This is a genomic window from Gracilibacillus suaedae, assembly GCF_017599345.1.
GTDB classification, from domain to species: Bacteria; Bacillota; Bacilli; order Bacillales; family Amphibacillaceae; genus Gracilibacillus; species Gracilibacillus suaedae.
Genome location: NZ_JAGFVL010000035.1, coordinates 141,810 through 163,686 on the forward strand (window position 1 = coordinate 141,810; position 21,877 = coordinate 163,686).

Consider the following 21,877-nt stretch of genomic DNA (forward strand, 5'->3'; position numbering starts at 1 on the left):
TTAAATTTATCAAAATTAGCTTTCCCAAAAGATTAAAAAATCTGTACCAAAGTCATTATTATTGCTATACCCTTTAGGACAAAAAATAATCTGCCTATGTAATATTAAACTGTTACATAAGAATCGACTTAAATTACTGGTACAATTTTTATACATGTATAGTTTAGCTTATTGAAGTCTGTTGGTCAAACACTTTGCAAGATTTAATTACATTTTTATTCTACCCTTTTAAAATCGTATCCCCACATTAATTAAAGCGCTTTTATAAAATCTGTTTCATAAACTTTTTTTATCTGTACTATTATTATTAGTTTTTAAAACAACAAAAAAAGCTTCCGAGAAATCGAAAGCTTTACTCATATACAACATTCAAATCAGCTGCTTTATAGAAATCTTCTTTAAGCTGATTGTATGTATCTGTTAGTTCATTAAATTCCGTATTAATTTCCATTACATCATCATATGATTGGTTTACTGTATCAATTTGTTCGCGGAGTTCTTCCTCTGTAAGCTCTTCATCCATAAATAACTCATATAAAGTTGTATCTTGATCTAAAGAGTTTAAATAAGCTTCATTTAGCTGTTGATAAACATCATATCGTTGTTCCATCGTTTGGATCATTTCTTCAGCTATTTCTTTAGGTTCTTCGTCTAAATCATCCAAATACTCTTTAACTTGAGAAAATTCTTCTTCTGCTCCTTGCATACTTTCCAACTCTGTTTGAAGTAATTCTTTGCGTTCTTCAATTGTGTCAATTGCTTGTTCTGATAATGATGTAATTTCATCCATTTCATCAGCTGTCAATTCGATAATTTGGTTATATAGTTCTTGTTCTTCTTCTTCCAGTGCTGTAAATGGCTCTTGTTGTTCCACAAATGTTCGTTCTAATTCTACTGTTTCTTCTAAATGTTCATACATGTCATTAGCGGCAGATTCTCCACTACATCCCACTAATACCAGTGTAAGCAAAAAGCTGATCAGTAATAATCTTCTCATATTCCCTAAATCCTCCTAAAGCAACTTCATGAATTATTATAAGCCAATTTATTATAACATAAAAAACCTTTGCTTTTGTACAAAAGTTAAAATTGCATTGTAGAATTCTATATTTTTTACTCATTTTTCGATATGATAGATAATACGAATATTTATGAAGAGGTGTTTGTCAATGATTACTATGAAAGATATAATTAGAGAGGGAAATCCTGTTTTAACTCAAGTGGCAAAAGAAGTAGAACTGCCACCTACTAAAGAAGAGAAAAATACATTGGAGGAAATGCTGCAGTTCTTAAAGAATAGTCAAGATGAGGAGATTGCTAAAAAATATGATCTACGAGCAGGTGTTGGTTTAGCTGCTCCACAAATTGGCATATCTAAAAGAATGATCGCTGTCCACTTTCAAGACTTTGATGAGAAAGAATACAGCTATGGATTATTTAACCCGAAAATTATTAGCCATTCTGTTGCAGAAACATACTTATCTGGTGGTGAAGGTTGTCTATCCGTTGATAGAGAAGTGCCTGGGTATGTCCCACGCTATCAAAAGGTTACGATAAAAGCCATTAACTTAGAGGGGAATGAAGTGAAACTTAAATTAAGAGGCTATGCCGCGATTGTATTCCAGCATGAAATTGATCATTTAAATGGTGTGATGTTTTATGATCGTATTAATAAACAAGATCCATTTGCAGTTCCAGAAAATGCTAAACCGTGTGACCAATAATAAAATAAATTATACACAAGAATCCTGCTTCAACAAAGTTGAGACAGGATTCTTTTATGATCTAATTTATAGTATCTACAAACTGCGAAGTAAATGTATTTTGTCCTTGATAAGAAACTTTATTTAAACAACATTTTTTATTGGATCAATGATAATTTCCTCATGGCGTTGCTTAAACCGTTTTGATCTACGCCATCAGTTACGAACGTAGCTGCTTCTTTGACTTCTTCTACACTATTTCCCATCGCAACACCTGTATGAACTTTTGAAATCATTTCTAAATCGTTTAAACCATCTCCAAAAGCATATGTATCTTCCCAGTTAATATGTAATGCCTCAATAAATTTCTCAATACCATTAGCTTTTGATCCGTTTTGTGGCATAACATCGCAGGAAACCGGATGCCATCTAACAAAACGTAGTTGCTGAAATGCCTCTTGATAAAGTTGTTGTTCCTTTGGTTCACCAAATAATAAAACTTGAAAGATTGGTTGATTTTTATAGTACTCCGTATCCATTAATGGATGATTTCGCTTTAAACTCCCCATACCTTCTTCAATTTGTGGATGATTAGTTACAGTAGATTTCATATCATCAACACCTTGATAGACAAGTGGATGATTATGATCAACACTAAATGCTGTCAATTTCTCCAGTTGATCCGTACCAATCGGATTTTGATAAATAACTTCACCATTATATACGGCATACTGGCCATTAAAACTAATATACGATTTAATACTTAATTCCTCTAAGATATCTTGAAACATAAATGGTGCTCTCCCGGTAGCTATCGATACAATCACACCCGAATCTTGCAGTTGTTTTACAGCCGCTTTTGTTGCTGCTGGAATTTGTTTGTCATGATCTAAGATTGTCCCATCAATATCAAGAAATACGACTTTTTGTCCCACATTCATTCTCCTCTATATATAATTTAAAAATAACCAAACTGATTATACCACGAAGAAAATGCATAAGTATAATCTTTGATGTAAAAACTAAGGGAAGCTATTGATACACGAAACCAAAATAACAAGCATTTAGAAAATAATTCATTTATTTTAGCCTTTTTTGTTTCAAATTTCCGAAATTCATACTATACTATATAGTAATAGGGATTGGATCGGTTCGTTGAATACTTGCTTTTCTTTTCTATATAGATAGGAAGGAGTTGAGCAGTAATTATGTTAAAACGTTTAAAAGAAAAATTAAAACGACGCATGCGGGAAGTTTTACGGAGAAAACGTATACCAACTACCATTAATCGTTCTGGCGATGTGTACAAACAACAAAACAAACCATAGAATCGAAAAACAAATAACAACTAAAGGAGAGATAAGTATGATCTATAAAGTACTTTACCAAGAAAACGCATCAGAAATACCTGTACGTGAACATACAAAGAGTTTGTATATGGAAGCTTCTTCTGAAAGAGAAGTGCGTGACTCTTTAAAAGGAAAGCATATTAATATTGAATTAATCCAATTGTTAAGTGAGGCACATTTAGAATATGAACAACAATCACCTTTTTACAAAGTGGAGACTGCTTAATATATGAAATTTGTAAAAAATGACCAAACAGCGGTTTTTGCTCTAGGTGGTTTGGGTGAAATTGGTAAAAACACATACGGTGTTCAATTTCAAGACGAAATCATTCTTATCGATGCAGGTATAAAGTTTCCTGAAGATGAATTATTAGGTATTGATTATGTCATTCCTGATTACACCTACCTTGTGCAAAATCAAGATAAAATAAAAGGTTTATTCATCACACACGGTCATGAAGACCATATTGGTGGAATACCTTATTTGTTACGTGAATTAAATGTGCCTATTTATGCTGGTAAATTAGCAATTGGCCTTATTCGAAATAAATTGGATGAACATGGATTATTACGCACGACAAAGTTACACAGCTTCCAAGAAGATGATGTAATTAAATTCAGAAAAACAGCTGTGTCCTTCTTCCGAACGACACATAGTATTCCCGATTCTTATGGTATTGTTGTAAAAACACCTCCAGGAAATATTGTTCATACTGGTGACTTTAAATTTGATTTTACACCAGTTGGTGAACCTGCCAATTTGGCAAAAATGGCTGAAATCGGCAAAGAAGGCGTTCTTTGTCTATTATCAGACAGTACAAACAGTGAAGTTCCTGGCTTCACTTTATCAGAACGAGTAGTTGGTGACAGCATTAATGATATATTCTCACGAGTGGATGGCAGATTAATTTTTGCCACTTTTGCTTCCAACATCCACCGCTTGCAACAAGTCGTTGAAGCAGCCGTTAAACATAATCGTAAAGTTGCCGTATTCGGACGAAGCATGGAAGGTTCTATTAAGATTGGACAAGAGCTCGGATATATTCGTGCACCTAAAAACACGTTTATCGATGCACATCAAATAAACCAACTTCCTGCTAACGAAGTGACCATCCTATGTACTGGTTCACAAGGAGAACCTATGGCTGCATTATCTAGAATCGCAAACGGTACACACCGTCAAATTCAGATTATACCTGGTGACACAGTTGTATTCTCTTCCTCACCAATCCCTGGGAATACACTGAGTGTTAGTAGAATTATCAACCAATTGTACCGTGCTGGTGCCGAAGTAATTCACGGACCACTTAACGATATCCATACTTCAGGTCATGGTGGTCAACAAGAACAAAAATTGATGCTACGTCTTATTCAACCTAAATATTTTATGCCGATCCATGGAGAGTATCGTATGTTAAACGAGCATACGAAATTAGCTGACAGCTGTGGCATACCACCTAAGAATAGCTTTATTATGGATAATGGTGAAGTATTAGCGTTAGGAAAAGATAGTGCTGCAATTGCTGGTAAGATTCCTTCGGGCTCAGTCTATGTAGACGGTAGTGGAATTGGAGATATTGGTAATATTGTATTACGCGATCGACGGATCCTTTCAGAGGAAGGACTAGTTATCGTAGTCGTAAGTATTAATATGAAAGAATTCCAAATTGCATCAGGTCCGGATATTATATCGCGTGGATTCGTCTATATGCGAGAATCTGAAGACTTAATCAATGAGGCTCAAAAGCTTGTTTCCAAACATTTAAATAAAGTAATGGAGCGCCGAACTACACAGTGGTCTGAAATTAAAAATGAAATTACCGATACAATCGCTCCATTCCTTTACGACAAAACAAAACGTCGTCCAATGATTTTACCAATCATTATGGAAGTATAATTTAGCTAAAAACCCGTTTCAACTAATAGTTGAAACGGGTTTTTTGTTTAAGTATAGATACTCTTATCAACAAACTAGTCTTCTACTACTAATTGCTTTTCAAATCGGGATATGTCTTTATCCGCTCCAATAACGATAAGAATATCATCTCGCTCGATTGTTTGTGTTGCCATCGGAGAGACATTGATACCTTTCTCGTCAGCTTCTTTAATAGCAACAACGTTACAGCCATACTGAGCACGAATATCTAATTCCAGCAAGGTTTTGCCGTCCATTTTCTCCCCTACTTTAACTTCCACAATACTATGATCATCAGATAGTTCCAAATGATCCAAAATATTGGTCGAGATAATACTATGTGCAATACGTTTCCCCATGTCACGCTCTGGATGTACCACATGATCTGCACCAATTTTATCTAATATTTTTGCGTGATAATCATTTTGTGCTTTAACCGTTATTTTGTTGACCCCCAATTCCTTTAACATCAATGTGGTGAGTGTACTTGCTTGGATATCATCACCAATTGCAACAATAACATGGTCAATATTTCGGACACCTAATTCCTTTAACACATTTTCATCGGTTGTATCCGCAATTACAGCGTGTGCCGCAATATTTTTAAATTCTTTTATTCTATCCTCTTGTATATCGATTGCCAATACATCCAAACCATCTGCACTCAGCTCACGACAGATACTTCCTCCAAATCGACCTAAACCAATCACTGCAAATTCACGTTTCATATAAACTCCTCCAACACTTATAATCATACTCATTTTATCACATTGAAACAAAAAAGAAACCAGATTTAATATCTGGTTTCCACTTTAGATGCGTTTGCTCCCAGCGCTCTTCTTATAACGCGTCTAACATTTCAAATTGTGATTTAACAAGATCATAATACTCACCTTTTCGCTTCATTAATTCATCATGGTTCCCTTGTTCCAAAATGCGACCATGCTCTAAGACGATAATATTATCCGCTTCTCGAATAGTAGACAATCGGTGGGCAATCATAATTGCTGTACGTCCCTCCAGCAATTTTTTTAGTGCTTGTTGAATTTTTACCTCTGTTTCTGTATCAATACTAGCTGTTGCTTCATCTAAAATTAAGATCCTCGGATCAGCTAATAATGCACGAGCAAAAGATAACAACTGTCTTTCTCCAGCAGACAATATATTGCCCCGCTCTTCTACCTCTGTATGATAGCCATTGGATAATCTTTTAATAAAATCATCTGCTCCTACTACTTTTGCAGCTTCGATTACTTCTTCATCTGTTGCTTCCGGACGTCCGAAACGAATATTCTCCATGATTGTACCCGAGAAAATAAAAGTATCTTGCAATACAACTGATATATTGGTTCGTAAACTATCTAATCGCATATCACGAAGATCATGCCCGTCAATCTTAACGATACCTTCAGTCGGGTCATAAAAACGACTGATTAAATTCGCAATTGTAGACTTACCTGAACCAGTATGACCAACAAGTGCAACCGTCTGTCCTTGTTTCATTTCCAATGAAATTTCATGTAATGCTACACGATCATCATCATAAGAAAATTGTACTTTATCAAATACGATATGACCTTTCATATCATGAAAATCTTTTGCATCCTTTTTCTCTTCAACGTTTGGTTGTTCATCCAAAAATTCAAAGATACGTTCTGAGGAAGCCATCGCGACTAATAACTGATTATAAATTTGTCCTAAACGGGAAATAGGTTCCCAAAACATCCCTAAATAGAAGGCAAAAGATACAAACACACCAATTTCGATATTTTCTGTAATAATGAGATGGGCACCATATGAAATTAAGATCACTGTACCAATCGCGTTACTCATCTCTACGAATGGACCAAAATAAGCACTCTTCTTCATGGCTATTCGCTCTTTTTCATAGTTATCTGTATTCACACCATTAAAGAACTCGGTATTTTCCTTTTCCTGAGAGAAGGACTGTGTAATGCGAATCCCCTGCATACTTTCGTTTAAGTGTGAGTTCAAGCGCGACTTCTGAATACGTACATCCTGCCAGGAACGACGAATCCTTCTTCGTAATTTAGTAGAAATAAAGAACATAATCGGTAATATAAATAGAACGGCTAATGCTAATGGCGGACTTAATGCAAACAGGATAACAATAATACCTGACAGCATCACAACATCCATTAGCAAGTTAATAATCCCGTTCGTAAACAGTTCCTGTAAAGAGTTAACATCGTTTAATATCCGTACCAGGATAGACCCTGCCGATCTCTTATCAAAGAAATTATGAGATAGACGTTGTACATGCGAAAACAAACTCTTACGTAAATCATGAATAACTCGTTGTCCTAAAATATTGACCCATCTGATTCGAAACGTATTTGCTACATAACTTAATAGATATAATACTGATATTCCTATAATTAAATAAGTAAGTAAACTAACGTTTTGATCTGCAATTGCCCTATCAATAACCCATGTACCAATAATGACTGGTACAACTAATCTAACAATAGTAGATACAAGCATAGCTATTATTGCTGCAGGCATCAACGTTTTGGCATATGGTTTTAAATAGATAAGCAGCCGCCACATTTGCTTCCAATTAAAAGGCTTTTCCACCACTTGATCTAACGGATAATAAAACCGATTTAAATGGGGACTGTCCTTTTTCATCTCTTTTGCTGTCATCGACTTCGCCACTAAGATTCCCTCCTTCTATTCAACAGATTGCATAATACTGTCGCGATCTTGATATTGAATATCGTAAATGCGACGATATGCTCCATGCTGTTTAATTAGTTGATCATGTGTACCACGTTCTTTGATTTCTCCTTCTTCTAACACAAGAATCTCATCAGCATGCTTTAATGAAGAGATACGGTGCGCGATAATAAATGTTGTCCTACCATTCATTACTTCTTTAAGCGCTTTTTGAATCTGAAATTCTGTTTCCATATCTACTGCTGATGTCGCATCATCTAAAACTAAAATACTCGGATCAATTAATATCGCACGAGCTATTGCGATTCTTTGCTTCTGACCTCCAGAGAGTCCCATACCACGTTCACCAAGTAACGTATCGTACCCCTTCGGCATTTCCATAATGAAATCATGTGCCTGCGCCCGTTTGGCAGCAGCAATAATTTCATCGATGTTTGCTTCCGGATTACCGTAAGAAATATTCTCCCTTATCGTTGTAGAAAATAAAAAGGATTCTTGCAATACAAATCCAATATGTTTTCGCAACCATTTTATAGAATAGGAACTTGTCGGTTTACCATCTACTAAAACCTCTCCTTCTTCTGGTTCATAAAATCTTGTAATTAACTGTGTAATACTTGTTTTACCTGCACCAGTAGGACCAATTAAACCGATAACTTTTCCTGGTGGTGCATCAAACGAAATATTTTTTAATGCAGAATCATCATCTTCCGTATACGTTAATGAAACGTTGTTAAAAGTAATATGACCTTTAATGCGCTTTGGAACTATTGGATCTTCTTCCTCCACAATATCTTCTTTTGCTTCAAGAATTTCCAGCAGTCGTTCACCAGATGCTTTAGCCTGTGAGAATTGATTTACGATAAAACCTAAATGCATTAATGGCCCTAAAATATACGTTACCAAACTAAAGAAAGCAACCAACTCACCTAGTTGTATGGAACCATTAATAACTAAATAACCTCCGTAAATCAACAATGCTACCATGCTTACATTACCAATAAACTCCATTAATGGGAAATATCTCGACCAAATGTTAGAAGTAAAAATATTTACATCTTTATAGTTCAAGTTATTTGATGAAAATCTCTTAATCTCAAAATTTTCTTTCGATAATGATTTAACCGTATTCATCCCACTAACATTTTCTTGGATACGAGTATTCAATCGACCTAATGACTTCCGGACACTTCTAAATGCTGGGTGTACTTTTTTATCAAAGCGGTAAACAACTACAGCCAAGAATGGCATAACAGCCATTGTCACCAGTGCTAGTGGTATAGAATAATAAAACATTACCCCTAAACTGATTACGATTAATAATGATACTCTGATTAGTTCACGAAATCCTGCCGCTAAGAAAAAACGGAACCCTTCTACATCCATTGTTAACCTCGACATTAGATCACCAGTACGTGCGTTATCATAATAAGTAAAAGAAAGCCTTTGCAATTTCTTGTACAATTGATCACGCAAAGTATATACAGCCTTCACACCAAACAAGTCACCTAAGTACTGTTGCAGAAAGTTGGAAACCCCTTTCAAAAGCATAATTAAAATAAAGCCAACTGCTAAGAACGGAATCAGTTGATAGTTTCCAGGTGTAACCACATCATCAATTGTAATTTGTAAAATGATTGGATATACTACCGTAATACCGGCTACAATCATAACAAATAGCACCGATAAGAAGAAGTATTTTTTAAAAGGCCAATAAAATTCTTTCAGTTTCTGAAATGTTTCCATCTTGTTTGCACCCCCTATTTTTTTACGTATGTATAAATATAACGGCATCCGAAATAAATTTCCACCTTTTCGACTTATTTTCTGAATTTTTTTTTTGATATTGATAATAAGTGAACAGATCCAGTTTTTTATTTGCGTGTTGATTTACATTTTTATATGATAGAGTTAATCATCATCAGAGGAGGCAAAATATGTTTGAGGAAGGATTACAATTTGATTGGGGTTACATATTAGAAACTGTGATTAATTACGGTATTAAGATTTTAGTACTTATTATTGCTCTACTTATTGTATCGCCAATCGGAAAGAAATTAATCTCTGCAGCACTAAAAAAATCCAGTCATCGGCAAAATGTATCTGAAGCAAGAATGCAGACTTTAGAAAAACTACTATTAAATGTTTTCTCTTATGTTTTAATTTTTGTTTTTGTCGTTATGTTCTTTGGCATCATTGAACAACCGATTGGTCCCCTACTTGCTGGTGCAGGGGTTGTAGGTTTAGCGATTGGTTTTGGAGCTCAAGGATTAGTAAGTGACATTGTAACTGGATTTTTTATCTTATTGGAAAAACAGATCGATGTTGGAGAGTATGTAACTGCAGCTGGATATAATGGAATTGTGGAGGAAGTTGGTTTGCGAACTACAAAAATTCGTGGTTTTGATGGCACACTTCACTATGTTCCAAACAGGGAAATTGCTGGAGTCAGCAATCACTCCAGAGGAAATATGCGAGCACTAGTTGATATTGGAATTAGTTATGATGATAATATTGATCAAGCAATGGCAGTATTAAAAAGTGTATGTGAAGAATTTGAGACAGATCCTCGCTTTGCGGAAGGTCCAGATGTATTAGGTGTACAAGCCTTCGGATCTAGTGAAGTTGTTTTACGCATTATCGGTAAAACCGAAAATATGGAACAATGGGGTGCGGAAAGAGATATTCGTAAACGGATTAAAGAAGCATTTGACGAAAACAATATCGAAATTCCATTCCCACATCAAGTATACGTACAAAAGAATAACTAAACAAAAAACTCACTCGTTTGTCAGAGTGAGTTTTTCTATTGAATGACTGCTATACCTCATCACAAATTAGCGCTTGAGCATTATTGATTCCTACTACTTAAATCTCTTTGATCATTGCTGTTACTGCTTTGATACCTATTTCGATCGCATCTTCGTTCGGGTTTAGTTTGCTGTGATGCAATCCATATGGTGAATCTACCCCTAACCAGAACATAAAGCCTGGTATTTCCTTTAAAAAATACCCAAAATCTTCACCAGTCATCGCTTCATTTGCTTCACTATACTGAATCCCTTCTTTTTGAACAACATCTGCAAATTTATCGACACATACCTTATTATTGTTCACTTGATAATACATTGCACCATAATCTACTTCTATCGTACAATCATAAGCAATTTCAAAGCCTTTGATCATGTTCGCAAGCTCTTTTTTGATAACCGTCATTGTTTCCGGTTGTAACGTACGTATAGTTCCTTCCAAACGAGCCGTTTCTGCAATAATATTTTGTACGGTTCCAGCAGTCATTTTACCTATTGTGATCACACCACTGTCCAAAGGATCAACTTTTCTGGAAATAATTTGTTGTAATTGTGTAACAAAACTACTGGCCGTGACAATCATATCTTTCGTTAAATGCGGATATGCTGCATGTCCACCTTTTCCAGTGAAATATATAAATAATTCACTTGTATTAGCAAATAAGGTCCCTGCTCTACTTGACACTGTTCCGACAGGAAGTTCAGGCGCTATATGTAATGCAAAAATAGTGTCTACCTTCCACTTTTGAAATGTTTCAGATGCAAGCATTGGTTCCGCTCCACCAGGTCCCTCTTCAGCTGGCTGAAAAATAAATAAAACATTATTATCAATTGGATTTGCACTAATCTCGTCGAGAGCTCCCAATGCAATTGTCATATGTAAATCATGACCGCACGCATGCATTTGGCCAGAGTGTTCAGATTGAAATGAAAGATCTGTTGCTTCGTTAATCGGAAGTCCGTCTATGTCCGTACGGTAGGCAATTGTTTTCTTCGGATTTTTTCCTTGTACCAAAACAAACAAACCAGTTTCCCATTTGGTAATTTCAATATTTGGTCGGTTCAAATTTTTAATTATTTCTAGTAAGTATGCTTGTGTCTTATATTCCTGAAAACCAAGTTCCGGAATCTTGTGCAAAGAACGTCTAATTGCTACTAACTGATCCTTATTCATCAAAACTTCCCCCTTTTCCGTTATTCATACTAGACACATACTGCGAAGTTGTGAAAATTTGTCTTGGCGTAGCTTCCTTCCACTCTGATTTTTACTGAGTGCTTTCATACGCTCCGGCAATGTACTACGCTTTCCACGGGAACGGCCTTAGCCTCCTCGGAAAGCAAAGAAGATCGCTTTCCTGCGGGGTCTTCGGCTCGCGCTATTCCCGTAGGAGTTTACGTATCTTGCCTCCGCCTTGCGTAATGTTCTGATTATTGAAATATTGAATCCATGAGAATGAATGGCTATGTACTTCCCCTTACAAAAGATAAATCAGTTCTCTAAGCGTAGGCAGAATACGGAGACTCCTATGGGACAGCGAGAGCTGAAGATCCACTTTGCAAAACGGTTTTCTTTGCAAAGTTAGCTGAATCCGAGCCCAAGGAAAGCGCAGTATTCTACCGGAGCGAATGGTAGCACTCATCAAAAAGCAGTGTGAAGAGAGCAAACCCATTTCCAGTTACTTCGCAGTAAATAAATTACATATTATGCTGCATTCTTTTTCTTAAAAAAGACAGGATCTACATGACCCTGTCTTTTTACGAGATATTAATCATCTAATTTTCGTAATGCTTCCATAATTTCAGTTTTTGATTTTGTTTGGTCATCGATTTCTTTAATTACTTTTGCCGGAGTCCCAGCTACCACAGTGTTTGGTGGTACATCCTTTGTCACAATCGCTCCTGCTGCAACAACTGCTCCTTCACCTACACGAACACCTTCAAGCACTACGGCGTTCGCACCTATTACTACACCATCTTCAATAACTACTGGTTGTGCTGAAGGTGGCTCAATAACACCTGCTAATACTGCACCAGCTCCAACGTGACAATTCTTACCTACTGTTGCACGACCACCTAATGATGCATTCATATCGATCATTGTTCCTTCACCAATAACAGAACCGATATTGATCATCGCACCAAACATAATAACAGCACCATCACCGATTTCCACTTGTTCACGAATGATCGCACCTGGCTCGATACGTGCATTAATATCTTTCATATCTAATAGTGGGATCGCTGAATTACGACGATCATTTTCCACAACATGATCAGTAATGTTATCACTGTATGTATCAAGTAATGCTTTTACTTCTTTCCATTCACCAAAAACAACGCCATTAGTATCGTTTAAGAAAGTCTGGATTGACCCTGTTGCTTCAATGGTATCCAACCCTGTACCTTTCACATATACTTTTACAGGTGTTGATTTCTTACTGTTTGAAATAAATGAGATTATCTCATGTGCATCCATTTGCTTCATTGTTTTCTTCCTCCAATATTTGTTGTTTTTATAAATGTAACAAAAAATAATTTACTTTTACAAGTATTATTATTTTGCCGCATACATTGATTTGTTAACCTCTTTTAAAATAGCACGCCTTGTCAAAATACCGAGAAAATATCCCTCTTCATCAACTACACATGCAAAAGCATAATTAATGACGACTTTTAGACATGTTAAAAAATCGGTATCCATTGTTAAAGTTGGTTGCTCAACTTGCATAACAGCTTCTACTTTTGTCTCTGCTAATTTCTCCATCTCGAACCGTTCCATTCCCATTACACTTTTTAAAATCGGTGTTTTGGCAATCGTTCCTTTGAATTTATAGTCTAAGTCCAACACCGGAACAGATGAATAACCTGATTCAACTAATACAAGTAAAGCATGCTCTACAGGATTACCTACTTGAACATGTGCCACCTTTTCTGCTGGTATCATCAAATCCTCTACAGTCAAATCAGTTAAAGATTTTTTTAATAAGCTTGACATATGGGACACTCCTTTTCTCTTTGGTGAAGGAGCTATTATGACATCACCTCTACTATTTTAACATAAATTTTAAAAATTTGTGTAATCTATCGCATGGATATCATATTTACCTCACCCCATGCTATAATGGAATACATATATTATTATGGCTGTAAGGGAAAGGGCTTTAAACTGTATGAACCGTCGAACTTTTTTAAAACGTTTATTTGGGGGTATCATTACACTATTTGGACTTAGTGGTGGTACTTATTATTATGCGAGAGAAATCGAACCTAATATGTTGGATGTACACGATGTTAATATCTATTCATCTAAAACTCCTTCTGCATTTGAAGGATACAAAATACTACAATTCAGTGATACTCATATTGGTTTTCAATATACAATCGATCAACTAGAAGAATTAGTAGTTAAAATTAATCAATTAGAACCGGACATGATTGTATTTACTGGCGATTTAATAGATAATCCACGTACATATCAAATCGATGAAAGGTTAACATCCACACTTGGTAGACTAAGAGCTAGAGATGGGAAGTTTTGGATATACGGCAACCATGATCATGGTGGTTATGGAACAGATATATTAATGGATGTTTTTCAGCAGAGTGGGTTTGAATTGTTACAAAATGGACACAGACAGATTGATAAAAATGGTGATATGATTTATTTAGCTGGGCTAGATGATGCGTTATTAGGAAGACCTGACATCGAACAAGCAATAGATGGGATTAGCAACGACCAATTAACCATTTTACTAGCACATGAACCAGACTATGCAGATATAACAAAAGACTATCCGATTGATATTCAGTTATCAGGTCATAGTCACGGTGGACAAGTACAGATACCTTTTATAGGGTATATTTACACTCCTCACTTGGCTCAAAAATACGTGGAAGGCTCCTATGAAATCGGCAGTCATCCTTTGCAGTTGTTTGTGAGTCGTGGTGTAGGAACCACCAGATTACCATACCGTTTTTTCTGCAAACCTGAAATTACGATGTATCAATTAAAGAAATCATAAACGAGGTGAAGGTATGAAACGTAATGTAATACTTATGATATTTGTTGCACTAATCTTAGCTGGCTGTACAGGTTCGAATAAATATGAAGGTGATTTTTCCTTTGAAGTAGAAGATTTCACCTTTACAAATCAAGATGGAGAAGATTTTTCGAAGAGTGATTTAGACGGTAAATTTTGGGTAGCTAACATGATATTTACTAACTGTAATACCATTTGTCCATCCATGACTGCTAATATGGCCAGACTCCAAGGTCTTTTAGAGGAAGAAAATATAGATGCTGAATTAGTTTCCTTTAGTGTTGATCCAACTAATGACTCTCCAGAAATTTTAAAACAATATATCGAAGATCGTGGCGGGACATGGGATAATTGGCATGCACTAACAGGTTACACAGATGAAGATATCAGTCAATTTGCTTCTAATTCCTTTAAAGCATTCATAGAAAACCCTGAGAATGAAGATCAGGTAGTTCACACCAGTCAATTCTACCTAGTAACACCAGATGGAAATGCTATTAAAAAATATACTGGAGATCAAGCAGACAATATGCAAAAAATAGTTGAAGATATTCAATCAATGAATTAAAGTAACAAGTAGAAGGGGTGATGTCCTTCTACTTTTCTTATGATGTGAAAGAAGGTGATTAAATGAAAGATTCGGATCAAGCGATAGAAAGAATTGGACAAGCCTTATTTATTGTTAACCGACATGCCAAGACCGCTCCAGATCCAACGCAATTATATCGATTGAAAAATGAAACAATGAAAAAGCTTATTAAGGAAAAAAAAGCAATAAAAGTTGGCTTGCATTTTTCAAACAATCCAAAGCAAAGTCGCCAACATTCGGTATTACTTGTTCAAGTAGGAAATTACTACTTTCACACTCCTCCTAATAAAGAGGACATGGATACCTTACCCCACCTTGGTCAGTTAAATGATAGCTATCGAAATCAAAAGCCTATCCTTTCATTGAACAAGGCAAAAGCATCATTATTGGAATATTTAAACTGGACTGTTCCAAAGCCAGCAAAAAGGCATAATCCTAACTATAATCCTTTTTTACAGAAAACCTCTTCTCTTTCTCCTTTCTATCACAAAAGAAAACGCCGGTAATAATATCCCTATCACTAACAGGAAGATATGCACATCTTCCTGTAAACCGCTTTCCGTATATTAGTTGGAATAGGGTTGGTTTTTTTTCATGATAGAGAAACTTCTCTTGACACTTATAATAATAGAAAAGATTAATACTCCATACAGAACATATCTCCAATCCGGCACATCCATAAATGCAGATACGAGCAGGAACATGAGTAACACAACAAACATATATGTTATGAAAGTGTTCCATTCTAATGCTATAACAAACTTTACAAAAGGCTTGCATACATAGTATAGAATAATTAATCCACTTACGATAGAAAGTACAAAAAACAATTCAGTCTGCATCGTTAACAAAAGAAAATCACTAAGTCTTACTATCTCTTTCCAAAGGTCTTCAGCCATCATGTGTCCCTCCTTTTCATTTTATGATAAAATAATGCTAGCTTTTATAATTAGTATTATTATTTCCAAAGATTGTGCTAGTTATAAGAGGAAATGAAGGAGGCATACATTTTGGAATCATTCATCAATGAACAAGTGAAAGACATTGAGATATCTGGAATCAGACAATTTTTTAATATGGTGGGAAATAAAACTGATATTCTCTCACTAACAATTGGTCAGCCAGATTTCCCTACCCCTTCCCATGTTAAAGAAAAAACAAAGGAAGCAATTGATCACAATCAAACAACATATACACATAATGCAGGTATATTATCTTTAAGAGAGGCGATAGCTTCATTTATAAACACGAACTACCAACTAGAGTATGATCCTAACAATGAAATTATTGTTACTGTTGGAGCATCCCAAGCAATTGATATTACACTTAGAACTATTTTAATGAAAGGTGATGAAGTACTCTTACCTGGGCCGGTTTATCCTGGTTATGAACCGTTAGTGAAATTAGCAGGAGGAATACCTACGTTTATCGATACTCGTCAATCCCATTTCAAATTAACAGCTGACTTAATAGAGAAGTCGATTACACCTAAAACAAAAGCTGTCATTATCCCTTATCCCTCCAATCCTACGGGAGTGACACTTACGAAGGAAGAGGTAACAGAAATAGCATCTGTTGTGGAAAATCATAATATCTTTTTGATTGCAGACGAAATATACAGCGAATTAGTTTATGATCAAAGCCACTATTCCATCGGACGTTTACGAACCATTCGTGATAAAGTAATCATTATTAACGGCGTGTCAAAGTCACATTCTATGACTGGTTTTCGAATTGGTTATGTTCTTGCTGCTGACTGGTTAGCTAAACATATACTGAAAGTCCATCAATATAATGTATCTTGTGCTTCTTCCATTAGCCAACATGGGGCATTAGAGGCTATCAAGAACGGCGAACATGATCCGATTAAAATGAAAAAGGTATATCAGGAACGCAGAGACTATGTATATCAAAGGCTAAAAGCAATGAACATACAAACTTACTTACCAGATGGAGGGTTCTATTTTTTTGTAGACGTTAGCCACCTAGGAAAAGATTCTTTCTCATTGGCTTTACAATTAGTCGAAGAAGCGAAAGTGGCACTAGTACCTGGCAGCGCGTTTTCAGAATTTGGGGAAGGCTTTTTGCGTTTGTCCTATGCTTACGATATGGATACTTTAAGAGAAGGACTAGATCGGATCGAGGCGTTTATCTCCAAATTAACAAGTTAGTTAGAAATATTCCATGATAAGAAAAACCGGCAAACACACTGCCGGTCCATTATTACTTTAGTAGTAATGATGAAATATTTGAACAGTTTGACCACCACTCCGGCTGCCCACTTCCCTTTCCGTGGGGTTTGGCCTTCAGCTAACTTTTTTGAGCAAAACCCGCTCAAAACAGTGGATCTTCAGGTCAAACAATTCCCACAGGAGTGGAAAATCCACTTTACAAAGTGAATTTCTTTACAAAGTTAGTTGAGGCCGTGCCCGCGGAAAGCGAAGTAATTAGTCGGAGCACACTTAAAATTTGTCAAAATAACTACTTTGTTAAATACCGTCATTACGCTGATTTTATGCTTTCTTTCCATATCAGCATACAAAACCCGTTTCAGGGAGTGGTTGAAACGGGTTTTCCTTATATATTTATTCCTACTCATTCTGTATCTTTATTTTGTTTTTGCTTATAATGCTCATAGTCATTTAATAACTCGTCCAACTCTTGACTAATGTGCAGTGATTCTTTGCTTGTAATACCTTTTTTGAGAGCAACATCGGTCATTTCTTTTCGTAATTCCTCAATCTTACTTATTAAATTTACTGGATATAATGTCATTTACCGAGTTACCCCCTACAATAGATTTGTCTGACAGCGCATTTGGTAAACGCTATTGATTATCCCAAAAAAATGGTTTCTTGTAAAGCGAACCGCAAAATTAGACAATTCTTTCATATAACAAAAGATTTCCTCGTAAATCCTGCAACATTTCGACATTTTTGTTCCCTAATTTGTGATAGTATTATGTAATGAGTCTGCGTCCAGTAATGGTCCATTGTACTTTTGCCTATATCCGAAGTGACTCTGTTTCCCTCTATATGAAATCAGATTTAATGGCTTGAAAGAACAATTGAAAATTCAAATATATGTATTAAATATAAAATATTTGAAGGTATTTTACAAGCAAAGTACGTATTGTGCGACTAGGAATAATGGTGATTTTTGTCTATATAAGGCACTGTACTAGATAAGCTAAAATAGCAAGTAGCCTTTTTTATCATACGAATAAAACCAACCATAACAAAACCTCAATAGACTATTTTCTATTGAGGTTTTGTTACTTCTACATTATTTTACACGATCAAAAATACTATAACCCATACAACCGATTAAAATCACAAAACATAAAATACCAAAAAGATCCACGTTCTACACCTCATTTTCCGTTTCTTCTTGTTCTATTATACCTAAAATTCTCATTTTAATAAAGAATATTTTAGCATTTTCTCCTCAAATCCTCTAAAGAAATAAATGGATTCATGCTATAATAAAAGAAGACTTTCAGGAGTGATGGTCCTATAAACCGTTAGCATCATGATAAACGAACCCAACTTAGTCAAACTAGAAGGCGAGGAATTATTTTGTCCTTTTGTCCCAATTGTGGTAGTCAAGTCGAAGCAATAGAAACTTTTTGTGTTTCTTGTGGAAAAAGATTACCAGAAGATATAAATAAAAGAAAATTACCAGAGAAACCATCTAAAAAATGGTGGTTACTCCCTACTGTATCATTGATATTTGCGAGTTGCTTGATTGGCTCCACCTACTTTATTACAAACTATCAATCTAATAAAGCCTTAACTTATTATGATGAAGCAGCTGAGATGGCTCTGATTGGTGATTATCAGCAAGCAATAAATTTACTTGAACGTGCACTGGATTACAAGGAGAATTTTCCAGCAGCTGAAGAAGTTATAGCATTTTTAGATGTTGCTATTGAAGTCGAAGAAAATATCAAGCAAGTTGAGACTTTAAATGAACAAAGTAAATTCGCTGAGTCATTTAAAATAATTCGAGACTCTGAGACTAATTTACAGAAATTCAGTGGGGACTTAACCGATCAAATAATAGAGGAAAATATTTCAACCAAGAATCAAACTTTATTAAAACAGGCTAGACATAAATTGAATAATGATCCTACTACCGATGAATTAAAGGCTTTATTTTGGGAGGTAGAAGATATTACACATGACCAGGTAGCTGAGTTACAAGAAGAAGTACACCAAAAGCTAGTGTCCATGACTTATCAAGAGGCAACTGCTCTATTAGAAGAATTTCAATTTTCTAAGGCGTTACATGTAATTGAAGATACGTTGAAAGTAGTAGAAAGCTCTGAACAATTAGAAAGTTTAAAAGCAACAGTAAATAAAGAGAAAACAGCTTTCGAATCTGCTCAGGAGCAACGAATCGAACAAGCTCTTTCTGCTTTTGAGGAAGAACAAGAGGTAAATGAAAGTCATGCTATAGAACTCATTGATATACAAATACAAGAAGAAAAAGATAACTGGATCATTACTGGTCAACTAAAAAGTGTTGCTACAGTCCCTATCCATTCTATTTTAGTCAGTTATTCAGTTCATGATAAGGACGACAATACTGTTTTAGAAAACGATGTTTATGTATTCCCAGAGACATTATATCCAGATGAAGAGGGTAATTTTGAATTTACTCATTATGACATTGATGCGGATTACAAGCGGTTAACACCTAAAGTAGAAGAAGTTACTTGGTACTTAGAATAAACTTCGGGGGATTTTTATGTATAAAAAAAGAAAATATATTCCTATCTTTTCAACTGTCATCATACTATTATCAGCAATAATTGCAGCAATTAGTATTTACTTCAGTTGGATGGAACAACCAATAAAAATAACTAATACGCTAGCTTCGAATATTACAACTGAGAGTGAAATAAATTTAAAAAATATTATTCATCAATCTCAAAAATCAGTCGTTCAAATTGAAAGCTCCAGTGATGTCAATAACAAAACAGGTTCAGGTTTTGTGATAAATAATCAAGGTGATATCCTTACAAACGCCCATGTGGTCGAGGATGCGGATACCATTATTGTTAAATTAACCAATGCCAGAGAATATCCGGCTGCAATAGTTGGGATCGGAGAGGATCAAGATTTTGCAGTAATTCGCGTTCCAGAGCTAAACCAACTAGAGCCAATAGCGCTAGAAACAGACAAACAAGCCGATATTGGTGATGAAATAATCGCTATCGGAAGTCCGATGGGAGTTCAGAATAGTGTATCTCTCGGATTGATCGTTGGTACTGATCGATCATTTTCGATAAATGATTACCAATATGATGAAGTGTATCAAATCTCTGCTAACATTACACATGGGAATAGTGGTGGGCCACTTATTTCAAGAAATAGCGGAAAAGTAGTTGGGATTAACTCTGCGGGCATTTCTGACACAGACATCGGATTCAGTATACCAATCTCCCAAGTAGCGCAGATAGTTTCAGAATGGACGGAAAATGTACAAGAAGATGAATTAACTATTCTCTCCCCCACCGATCAACAAATTAATAAGGAAAAGCTTAAAGAAGACACCCTTTATATTGCTGATTACTTTTTTGATAACATTGAACTAAGGGATTATGTTAACGCCTATTCTTTATTAGGTAGTCACTATCAAAACAGTACGAGTTATACAGACTTCCGTCAATTATTTCAAACACTGATCAATTTAGAGGTTCAAGACAAAAACATAATTGATACTCAAAATGATGAAGTCCATATGGAAATCAACGTCGAAATAACGAAACGAAATGAGTCATACGAAGAAGTCCAGGAATCACGGCAGTATGTGTTAGTTGTCGGATATGAAAATGATCAGCTAAAAATACTTAAATTGCAACAAGCCACATAAAGTGAGACTTCCATCAGTAGGGGGGTTTTCCCCTACTGATGGTTAGCGAAACTTATCAGGGGGTTAGCGTCCGTTTTATCCTACTTTCACCTCTTTGAAGCACTTACATTTTCCAAGTGGGAAATTACGGACGGTTAGCACTAAAGATAAAGAGGGGGTGCTGCTTTGAAGATAGCCGTTATTATTTCACTTATTCTTTTGATCGCATGTAGTAATCAAGAAAGCGAGCCGATGATCACCAAGGAAGAGCCTGATCAACCAATAGATGAATTATTAGACCATGAAGAAACACCTCAGGAAAAAGAAAGCCCTGAAGTAGAGTTTGTATTAGAAGATGAAATCATAACATTAAACACAGAAAATATTACTATACTTGGTGCCTATCTCAACACGGTGGACGACAGAGATAGAGCTATAGCTAACATGAATCTTGAAAAGCTTGACCTGGATCGACTTTACCTACTATCTTTTAATTGCTCCTCTACTACTTGTTCTTATCTCTTATTAGATAGAAATGAGCCAAACCGTTCATTTCTAGTGGATGATTTAGTTCATTTGAAGGAAGTAATTTTATCACCTGATCAATCAAAATTATTATTTATTTTGAATGAGTTTCAAGTGGATACATGGAGAGTATTCAACCTGGAAGACTGGACTACAGTTAAATTCGAGCCCACACCTCCTGAAGCAATACATATTCAAACAGCAGAATGGCTTGATGAAGAATCTATTACGATCAAATACCAACAACTACCAGATGATACAGAACAGGAAATGATTATTACGGATAAACAAGAGTAATTGTTTGATTTAGAAAACTAATCGTATAGTATCAATCTGAATTTCAGGGGATGTTAACAACAGCAAAAGCCCGTTTTCATTTATCATATG

Annotated in this window: 21 protein-coding genes; 11 read left to right on the forward strand and 10 right to left on the reverse strand. The window is 35.5% G+C overall.

Features of this window, described 5'->3' with window-relative positions; translation table 11 throughout:
* Nucleotides 1-352: 352 nt before the first annotated feature.
* A complete protein-coding gene (locus tag J5J03_RS10475) occupies nt 353-997 on the reverse strand; it encodes a YkyA family protein (RefSeq protein WP_208589395.1) in 645 nt (214 codons plus the stop codon).
* 172 nt (nt 998-1,169) lie between these two features.
* On the opposite strand from J5J03_RS10475, the gene def reads away from it, so the two are divergent.
* Nucleotides 1,170-1,724, forward strand: coding sequence for a peptide deformylase (gene def / locus J5J03_RS10480; protein WP_208589396.1), 555 nt, complete (start codon nt 1,170-1,172; stop codon nt 1,722-1,724).
* A 137-nt stretch (nt 1,725-1,861) separates the two neighbouring features.
* Here the strand turns inward: def and J5J03_RS10485 are convergent, their stop codons facing one another.
* Entirely contained in the window at nt 1,862-2,638 is a 777-nt protein-coding gene (locus J5J03_RS10485; protein WP_208589397.1) for a Cof-type HAD-IIB family hydrolase, read from the reverse strand.
* 430 nt (nt 2,639-3,068) lie between these two features.
* On the opposite strand from J5J03_RS10485, the gene J5J03_RS10490 reads away from it, so the two are divergent.
* Both J5J03_RS10490 and rnjA read left to right on the forward strand, forming a co-directional pair.
* Nucleotides 3,069-3,278, forward strand: coding sequence for a DNA-dependent RNA polymerase subunit epsilon (locus J5J03_RS10490; RefSeq protein WP_208589398.1), 210 nt, complete (start codon nt 3,069-3,071; stop codon nt 3,276-3,278).
* Nucleotides 3,279-3,281: 3 nt separating this feature from the next.
* Nucleotides 3,282-4,949 carry a ribonuclease J1 gene (rnjA, locus tag J5J03_RS10495; protein ID WP_208589399.1) on the forward strand — a complete coding sequence of 556 codons (1,668 nt, stop codon included), beginning with the start codon at nt 3,282-3,284 and terminating at the stop codon, nt 4,947-4,949.
* Nucleotides 4,950-5,023: 74 nt separating this feature from the next.
* On the opposite strand, the gene J5J03_RS10500 is transcribed toward rnjA, so the two are convergent.
* The 3 genes from J5J03_RS10500 to J5J03_RS10510 form a co-directional block, all read right to left on the reverse strand.
* Nucleotides 5,024-5,695: a potassium channel family protein gene (locus J5J03_RS10500; RefSeq protein WP_208589400.1), complete on the reverse strand. Its 672-nt coding sequence runs from the start codon at nt 5,693-5,695 to the stop codon at nt 5,024-5,026.
* A gap of 112 nt (nt 5,696-5,807) precedes the next feature.
* Nucleotides 5,808-7,634 carry an ABC transporter ATP-binding protein gene (locus tag J5J03_RS10505; protein WP_208589477.1) on the reverse strand — a complete coding sequence of 609 codons (1,827 nt, stop codon included), beginning with the start codon at nt 7,632-7,634 and terminating at the stop codon, nt 5,808-5,810.
* Between the two features lie 27 nt (nt 7,635-7,661).
* Entirely contained in the window at nt 7,662-9,413 is a 1,752-nt protein-coding gene (locus J5J03_RS10510; RefSeq protein WP_208589402.1) for an ABC transporter ATP-binding protein, read from the reverse strand.
* 191 nt (nt 9,414-9,604) lie between these two features.
* Between J5J03_RS10510 and J5J03_RS10515 the strand changes: the two genes are divergently transcribed.
* Nucleotides 9,605-10,438, forward strand: a complete 834-nt coding sequence (locus tag J5J03_RS10515) for a mechanosensitive ion channel family protein (RefSeq protein WP_231710688.1) — start codon at nt 9,605-9,607, stop codon at nt 10,436-10,438.
* A 97-nt stretch (nt 10,439-10,535) separates the two neighbouring features.
* Here the strand turns inward: J5J03_RS10515 and J5J03_RS10520 are convergent, their stop codons facing one another.
* From J5J03_RS10520 to cbpB, 3 genes are all read right to left on the reverse strand, one after another.
* On the reverse strand, nt 10,536-11,651 hold the full coding sequence (locus tag J5J03_RS10520) for an N-acetyldiaminopimelate deacetylase (RefSeq protein ID WP_208589403.1): 1,116 nt from the start codon (nt 11,649-11,651) through the stop codon (nt 10,536-10,538).
* Nucleotides 11,652-12,242: 591 nt separating this feature from the next.
* The gene (dapD, locus tag J5J03_RS10525) at nt 12,243-12,962 is read right to left on the reverse strand and encodes a 2,3,4,5-tetrahydropyridine-2,6-dicarboxylate N-acetyltransferase (protein ID WP_208589404.1); all 720 of its coding nucleotides are present in this window, start codon (nt 12,960-12,962) and stop codon (nt 12,243-12,245) included.
* A gap of 69 nt (nt 12,963-13,031) precedes the next feature.
* Nucleotides 13,032-13,472: a cyclic-di-AMP-binding protein CbpB gene (gene cbpB, locus J5J03_RS10530; RefSeq protein ID WP_208589405.1), complete on the reverse strand. Its 441-nt coding sequence runs from the start codon at nt 13,470-13,472 to the stop codon at nt 13,032-13,034.
* Nucleotides 13,473-13,647: 175 nt separating this feature from the next.
* On the opposite strand from cbpB, the gene J5J03_RS10535 reads away from it, so the two are divergent.
* From J5J03_RS10535 to J5J03_RS10545, 3 genes are all read left to right on the forward strand, one after another.
* The gene (locus J5J03_RS10535) at nt 13,648-14,499 is read left to right on the forward strand and encodes a metallophosphoesterase (RefSeq protein ID WP_208589406.1); all 852 of its coding nucleotides are present in this window, start codon (nt 13,648-13,650) and stop codon (nt 14,497-14,499) included.
* Nucleotides 14,500-14,512: 13 nt separating this feature from the next.
* On the forward strand, nt 14,513-15,085 hold the full coding sequence (locus J5J03_RS10540) for an SCO family protein (RefSeq protein WP_208589407.1): 573 nt from the start codon (nt 14,513-14,515) through the stop codon (nt 15,083-15,085).
* A 62-nt stretch (nt 15,086-15,147) separates the two neighbouring features.
* Nucleotides 15,148-15,612: a YkyB family protein gene (locus tag J5J03_RS10545; protein WP_208589408.1), complete on the forward strand. Its 465-nt coding sequence runs from the start codon at nt 15,148-15,150 to the stop codon at nt 15,610-15,612.
* 60 nt (nt 15,613-15,672) lie between these two features.
* Here J5J03_RS10545 and J5J03_RS10550 read toward each other — a convergent pair whose 3' ends face one another.
* Nucleotides 15,673-16,005: a hypothetical protein gene (locus tag J5J03_RS10550; protein WP_208589410.1), complete on the reverse strand. Its 333-nt coding sequence runs from the start codon at nt 16,003-16,005 to the stop codon at nt 15,673-15,675.
* Nucleotides 16,006-16,116: 111 nt separating this feature from the next.
* Between J5J03_RS10550 and J5J03_RS10555 the strand changes: the two genes are divergently transcribed.
* Nucleotides 16,117-17,277, forward strand: a complete 1,161-nt coding sequence (locus tag J5J03_RS10555; RefSeq protein ID WP_208589411.1) for an aminotransferase A — start codon at nt 16,117-16,119, stop codon at nt 17,275-17,277.
* Between the two features lie 424 nt (nt 17,278-17,701).
* Here J5J03_RS10555 and J5J03_RS10560 read toward each other — a convergent pair whose 3' ends face one another.
* Nucleotides 17,702-17,881: an aspartyl-phosphate phosphatase Spo0E family protein gene (locus J5J03_RS10560; RefSeq protein WP_208589412.1), complete on the reverse strand. Its 180-nt coding sequence runs from the start codon at nt 17,879-17,881 to the stop codon at nt 17,702-17,704.
* 803 nt (nt 17,882-18,684) lie between these two features.
* On the opposite strand from J5J03_RS10560, the gene J5J03_RS10565 reads away from it, so the two are divergent.
* The 3 genes from J5J03_RS10565 to J5J03_RS10575 all read left to right on the forward strand — a co-directional run bounded on the left by J5J03_RS10565 (nt 18,685) and on the right by J5J03_RS10575 (nt 21,787).
* The gene (locus J5J03_RS10565; RefSeq protein ID WP_208589413.1) at nt 18,685-19,842 is read left to right on the forward strand and encodes a zinc-ribbon domain-containing protein; all 1,158 of its coding nucleotides are present in this window, start codon (nt 18,685-18,687) and stop codon (nt 19,840-19,842) included.
* A gap of 16 nt (nt 19,843-19,858) precedes the next feature.
* Complete coding sequence (locus J5J03_RS10570) at nt 19,859-20,986, forward strand: S1C family serine protease (protein WP_208589414.1); 1,128 nt, start codon at nt 19,859-19,861, stop codon at nt 20,984-20,986.
* A 165-nt stretch (nt 20,987-21,151) separates the two neighbouring features.
* Nucleotides 21,152-21,787, forward strand: a complete 636-nt coding sequence (locus J5J03_RS10575; protein ID WP_208589415.1) for a hypothetical protein — start codon at nt 21,152-21,154, stop codon at nt 21,785-21,787.
* The last annotated feature ends 90 nt before the right edge of the window (nt 21,788-21,877 follow it).

Coding starts and splice junctions, on each gene's coding strand:
- J5J03_RS10505 (WP_208589477.1), bottom strand. CDS start 7,634: ATGACAGCAAAAGAGATGAAAAAGGACAGTCCCCATTTAAATCGGTTT.
- J5J03_RS10560 (WP_208589412.1), bottom strand. CDS start 17,881: ATGACATTATATCCAGTAAATTTAATAAGTAAGATTGAGGAATTACGA.
- J5J03_RS10510 (WP_208589402.1), bottom strand. CDS start 9,413: ATGGAAACATTTCAGAAACTGAAAGAATTTTATTGGCCTTTTAAAAAA.
- J5J03_RS10540 (WP_208589407.1), top strand. CDS start 14,513: ATGAAACGTAATGTAATACTTATGATATTTGTTGCACTAATCTTAGCT.
- J5J03_RS10545 (WP_208589408.1), top strand. CDS start 15,148: ATGAAAGATTCGGATCAAGCGATAGAAAGAATTGGACAAGCCTTATTT.
- rnjA (WP_208589399.1), top strand. CDS start 3,282: ATGAAATTTGTAAAAAATGACCAAACAGCGGTTTTTGCTCTAGGTGGT.
- J5J03_RS10535 (WP_208589406.1), top strand. CDS start 13,648: ATGAACCGTCGAACTTTTTTAAAACGTTTATTTGGGGGTATCATTACA.
- J5J03_RS10475 (WP_208589395.1), bottom strand. CDS start 997: ATGAGAAGATTATTACTGATCAGCTTTTTGCTTACACTGGTATTAGTG.
- J5J03_RS10550 (WP_208589410.1), bottom strand. CDS start 16,005: ATGGCTGAAGACCTTTGGAAAGAGATAGTAAGACTTAGTGATTTTCTT.
- J5J03_RS10500 (WP_208589400.1), bottom strand. CDS start 5,695: ATGAAACGTGAATTTGCAGTGATTGGTTTAGGTCGATTTGGAGGAAGT.
- J5J03_RS10490 (WP_208589398.1), top strand. CDS start 3,069: ATGATCTATAAAGTACTTTACCAAGAAAACGCATCAGAAATACCTGTA.
- def (WP_208589396.1), top strand. CDS start 1,170: ATGATTACTATGAAAGATATAATTAGAGAGGGAAATCCTGTTTTAACT.
- J5J03_RS10570 (WP_208589414.1), top strand. CDS start 19,859: ATGTATAAAAAAAGAAAATATATTCCTATCTTTTCAACTGTCATCATA.
- dapD (WP_208589404.1), bottom strand. CDS start 12,962: ATGAAGCAAATGGATGCACATGAGATAATCTCATTTATTTCAAACAGT.
- J5J03_RS10515 (WP_231710688.1), top strand. CDS start 9,605: ATGTTTGAGGAAGGATTACAATTTGATTGGGGTTACATATTAGAAACT.
- J5J03_RS10520 (WP_208589403.1), bottom strand. CDS start 11,651: ATGAATAAGGATCAGTTAGTAGCAATTAGACGTTCTTTGCACAAGATT.
- cbpB (WP_208589405.1), bottom strand. CDS start 13,472: ATGTCAAGCTTATTAAAAAAATCTTTAACTGATTTGACTGTAGAGGAT.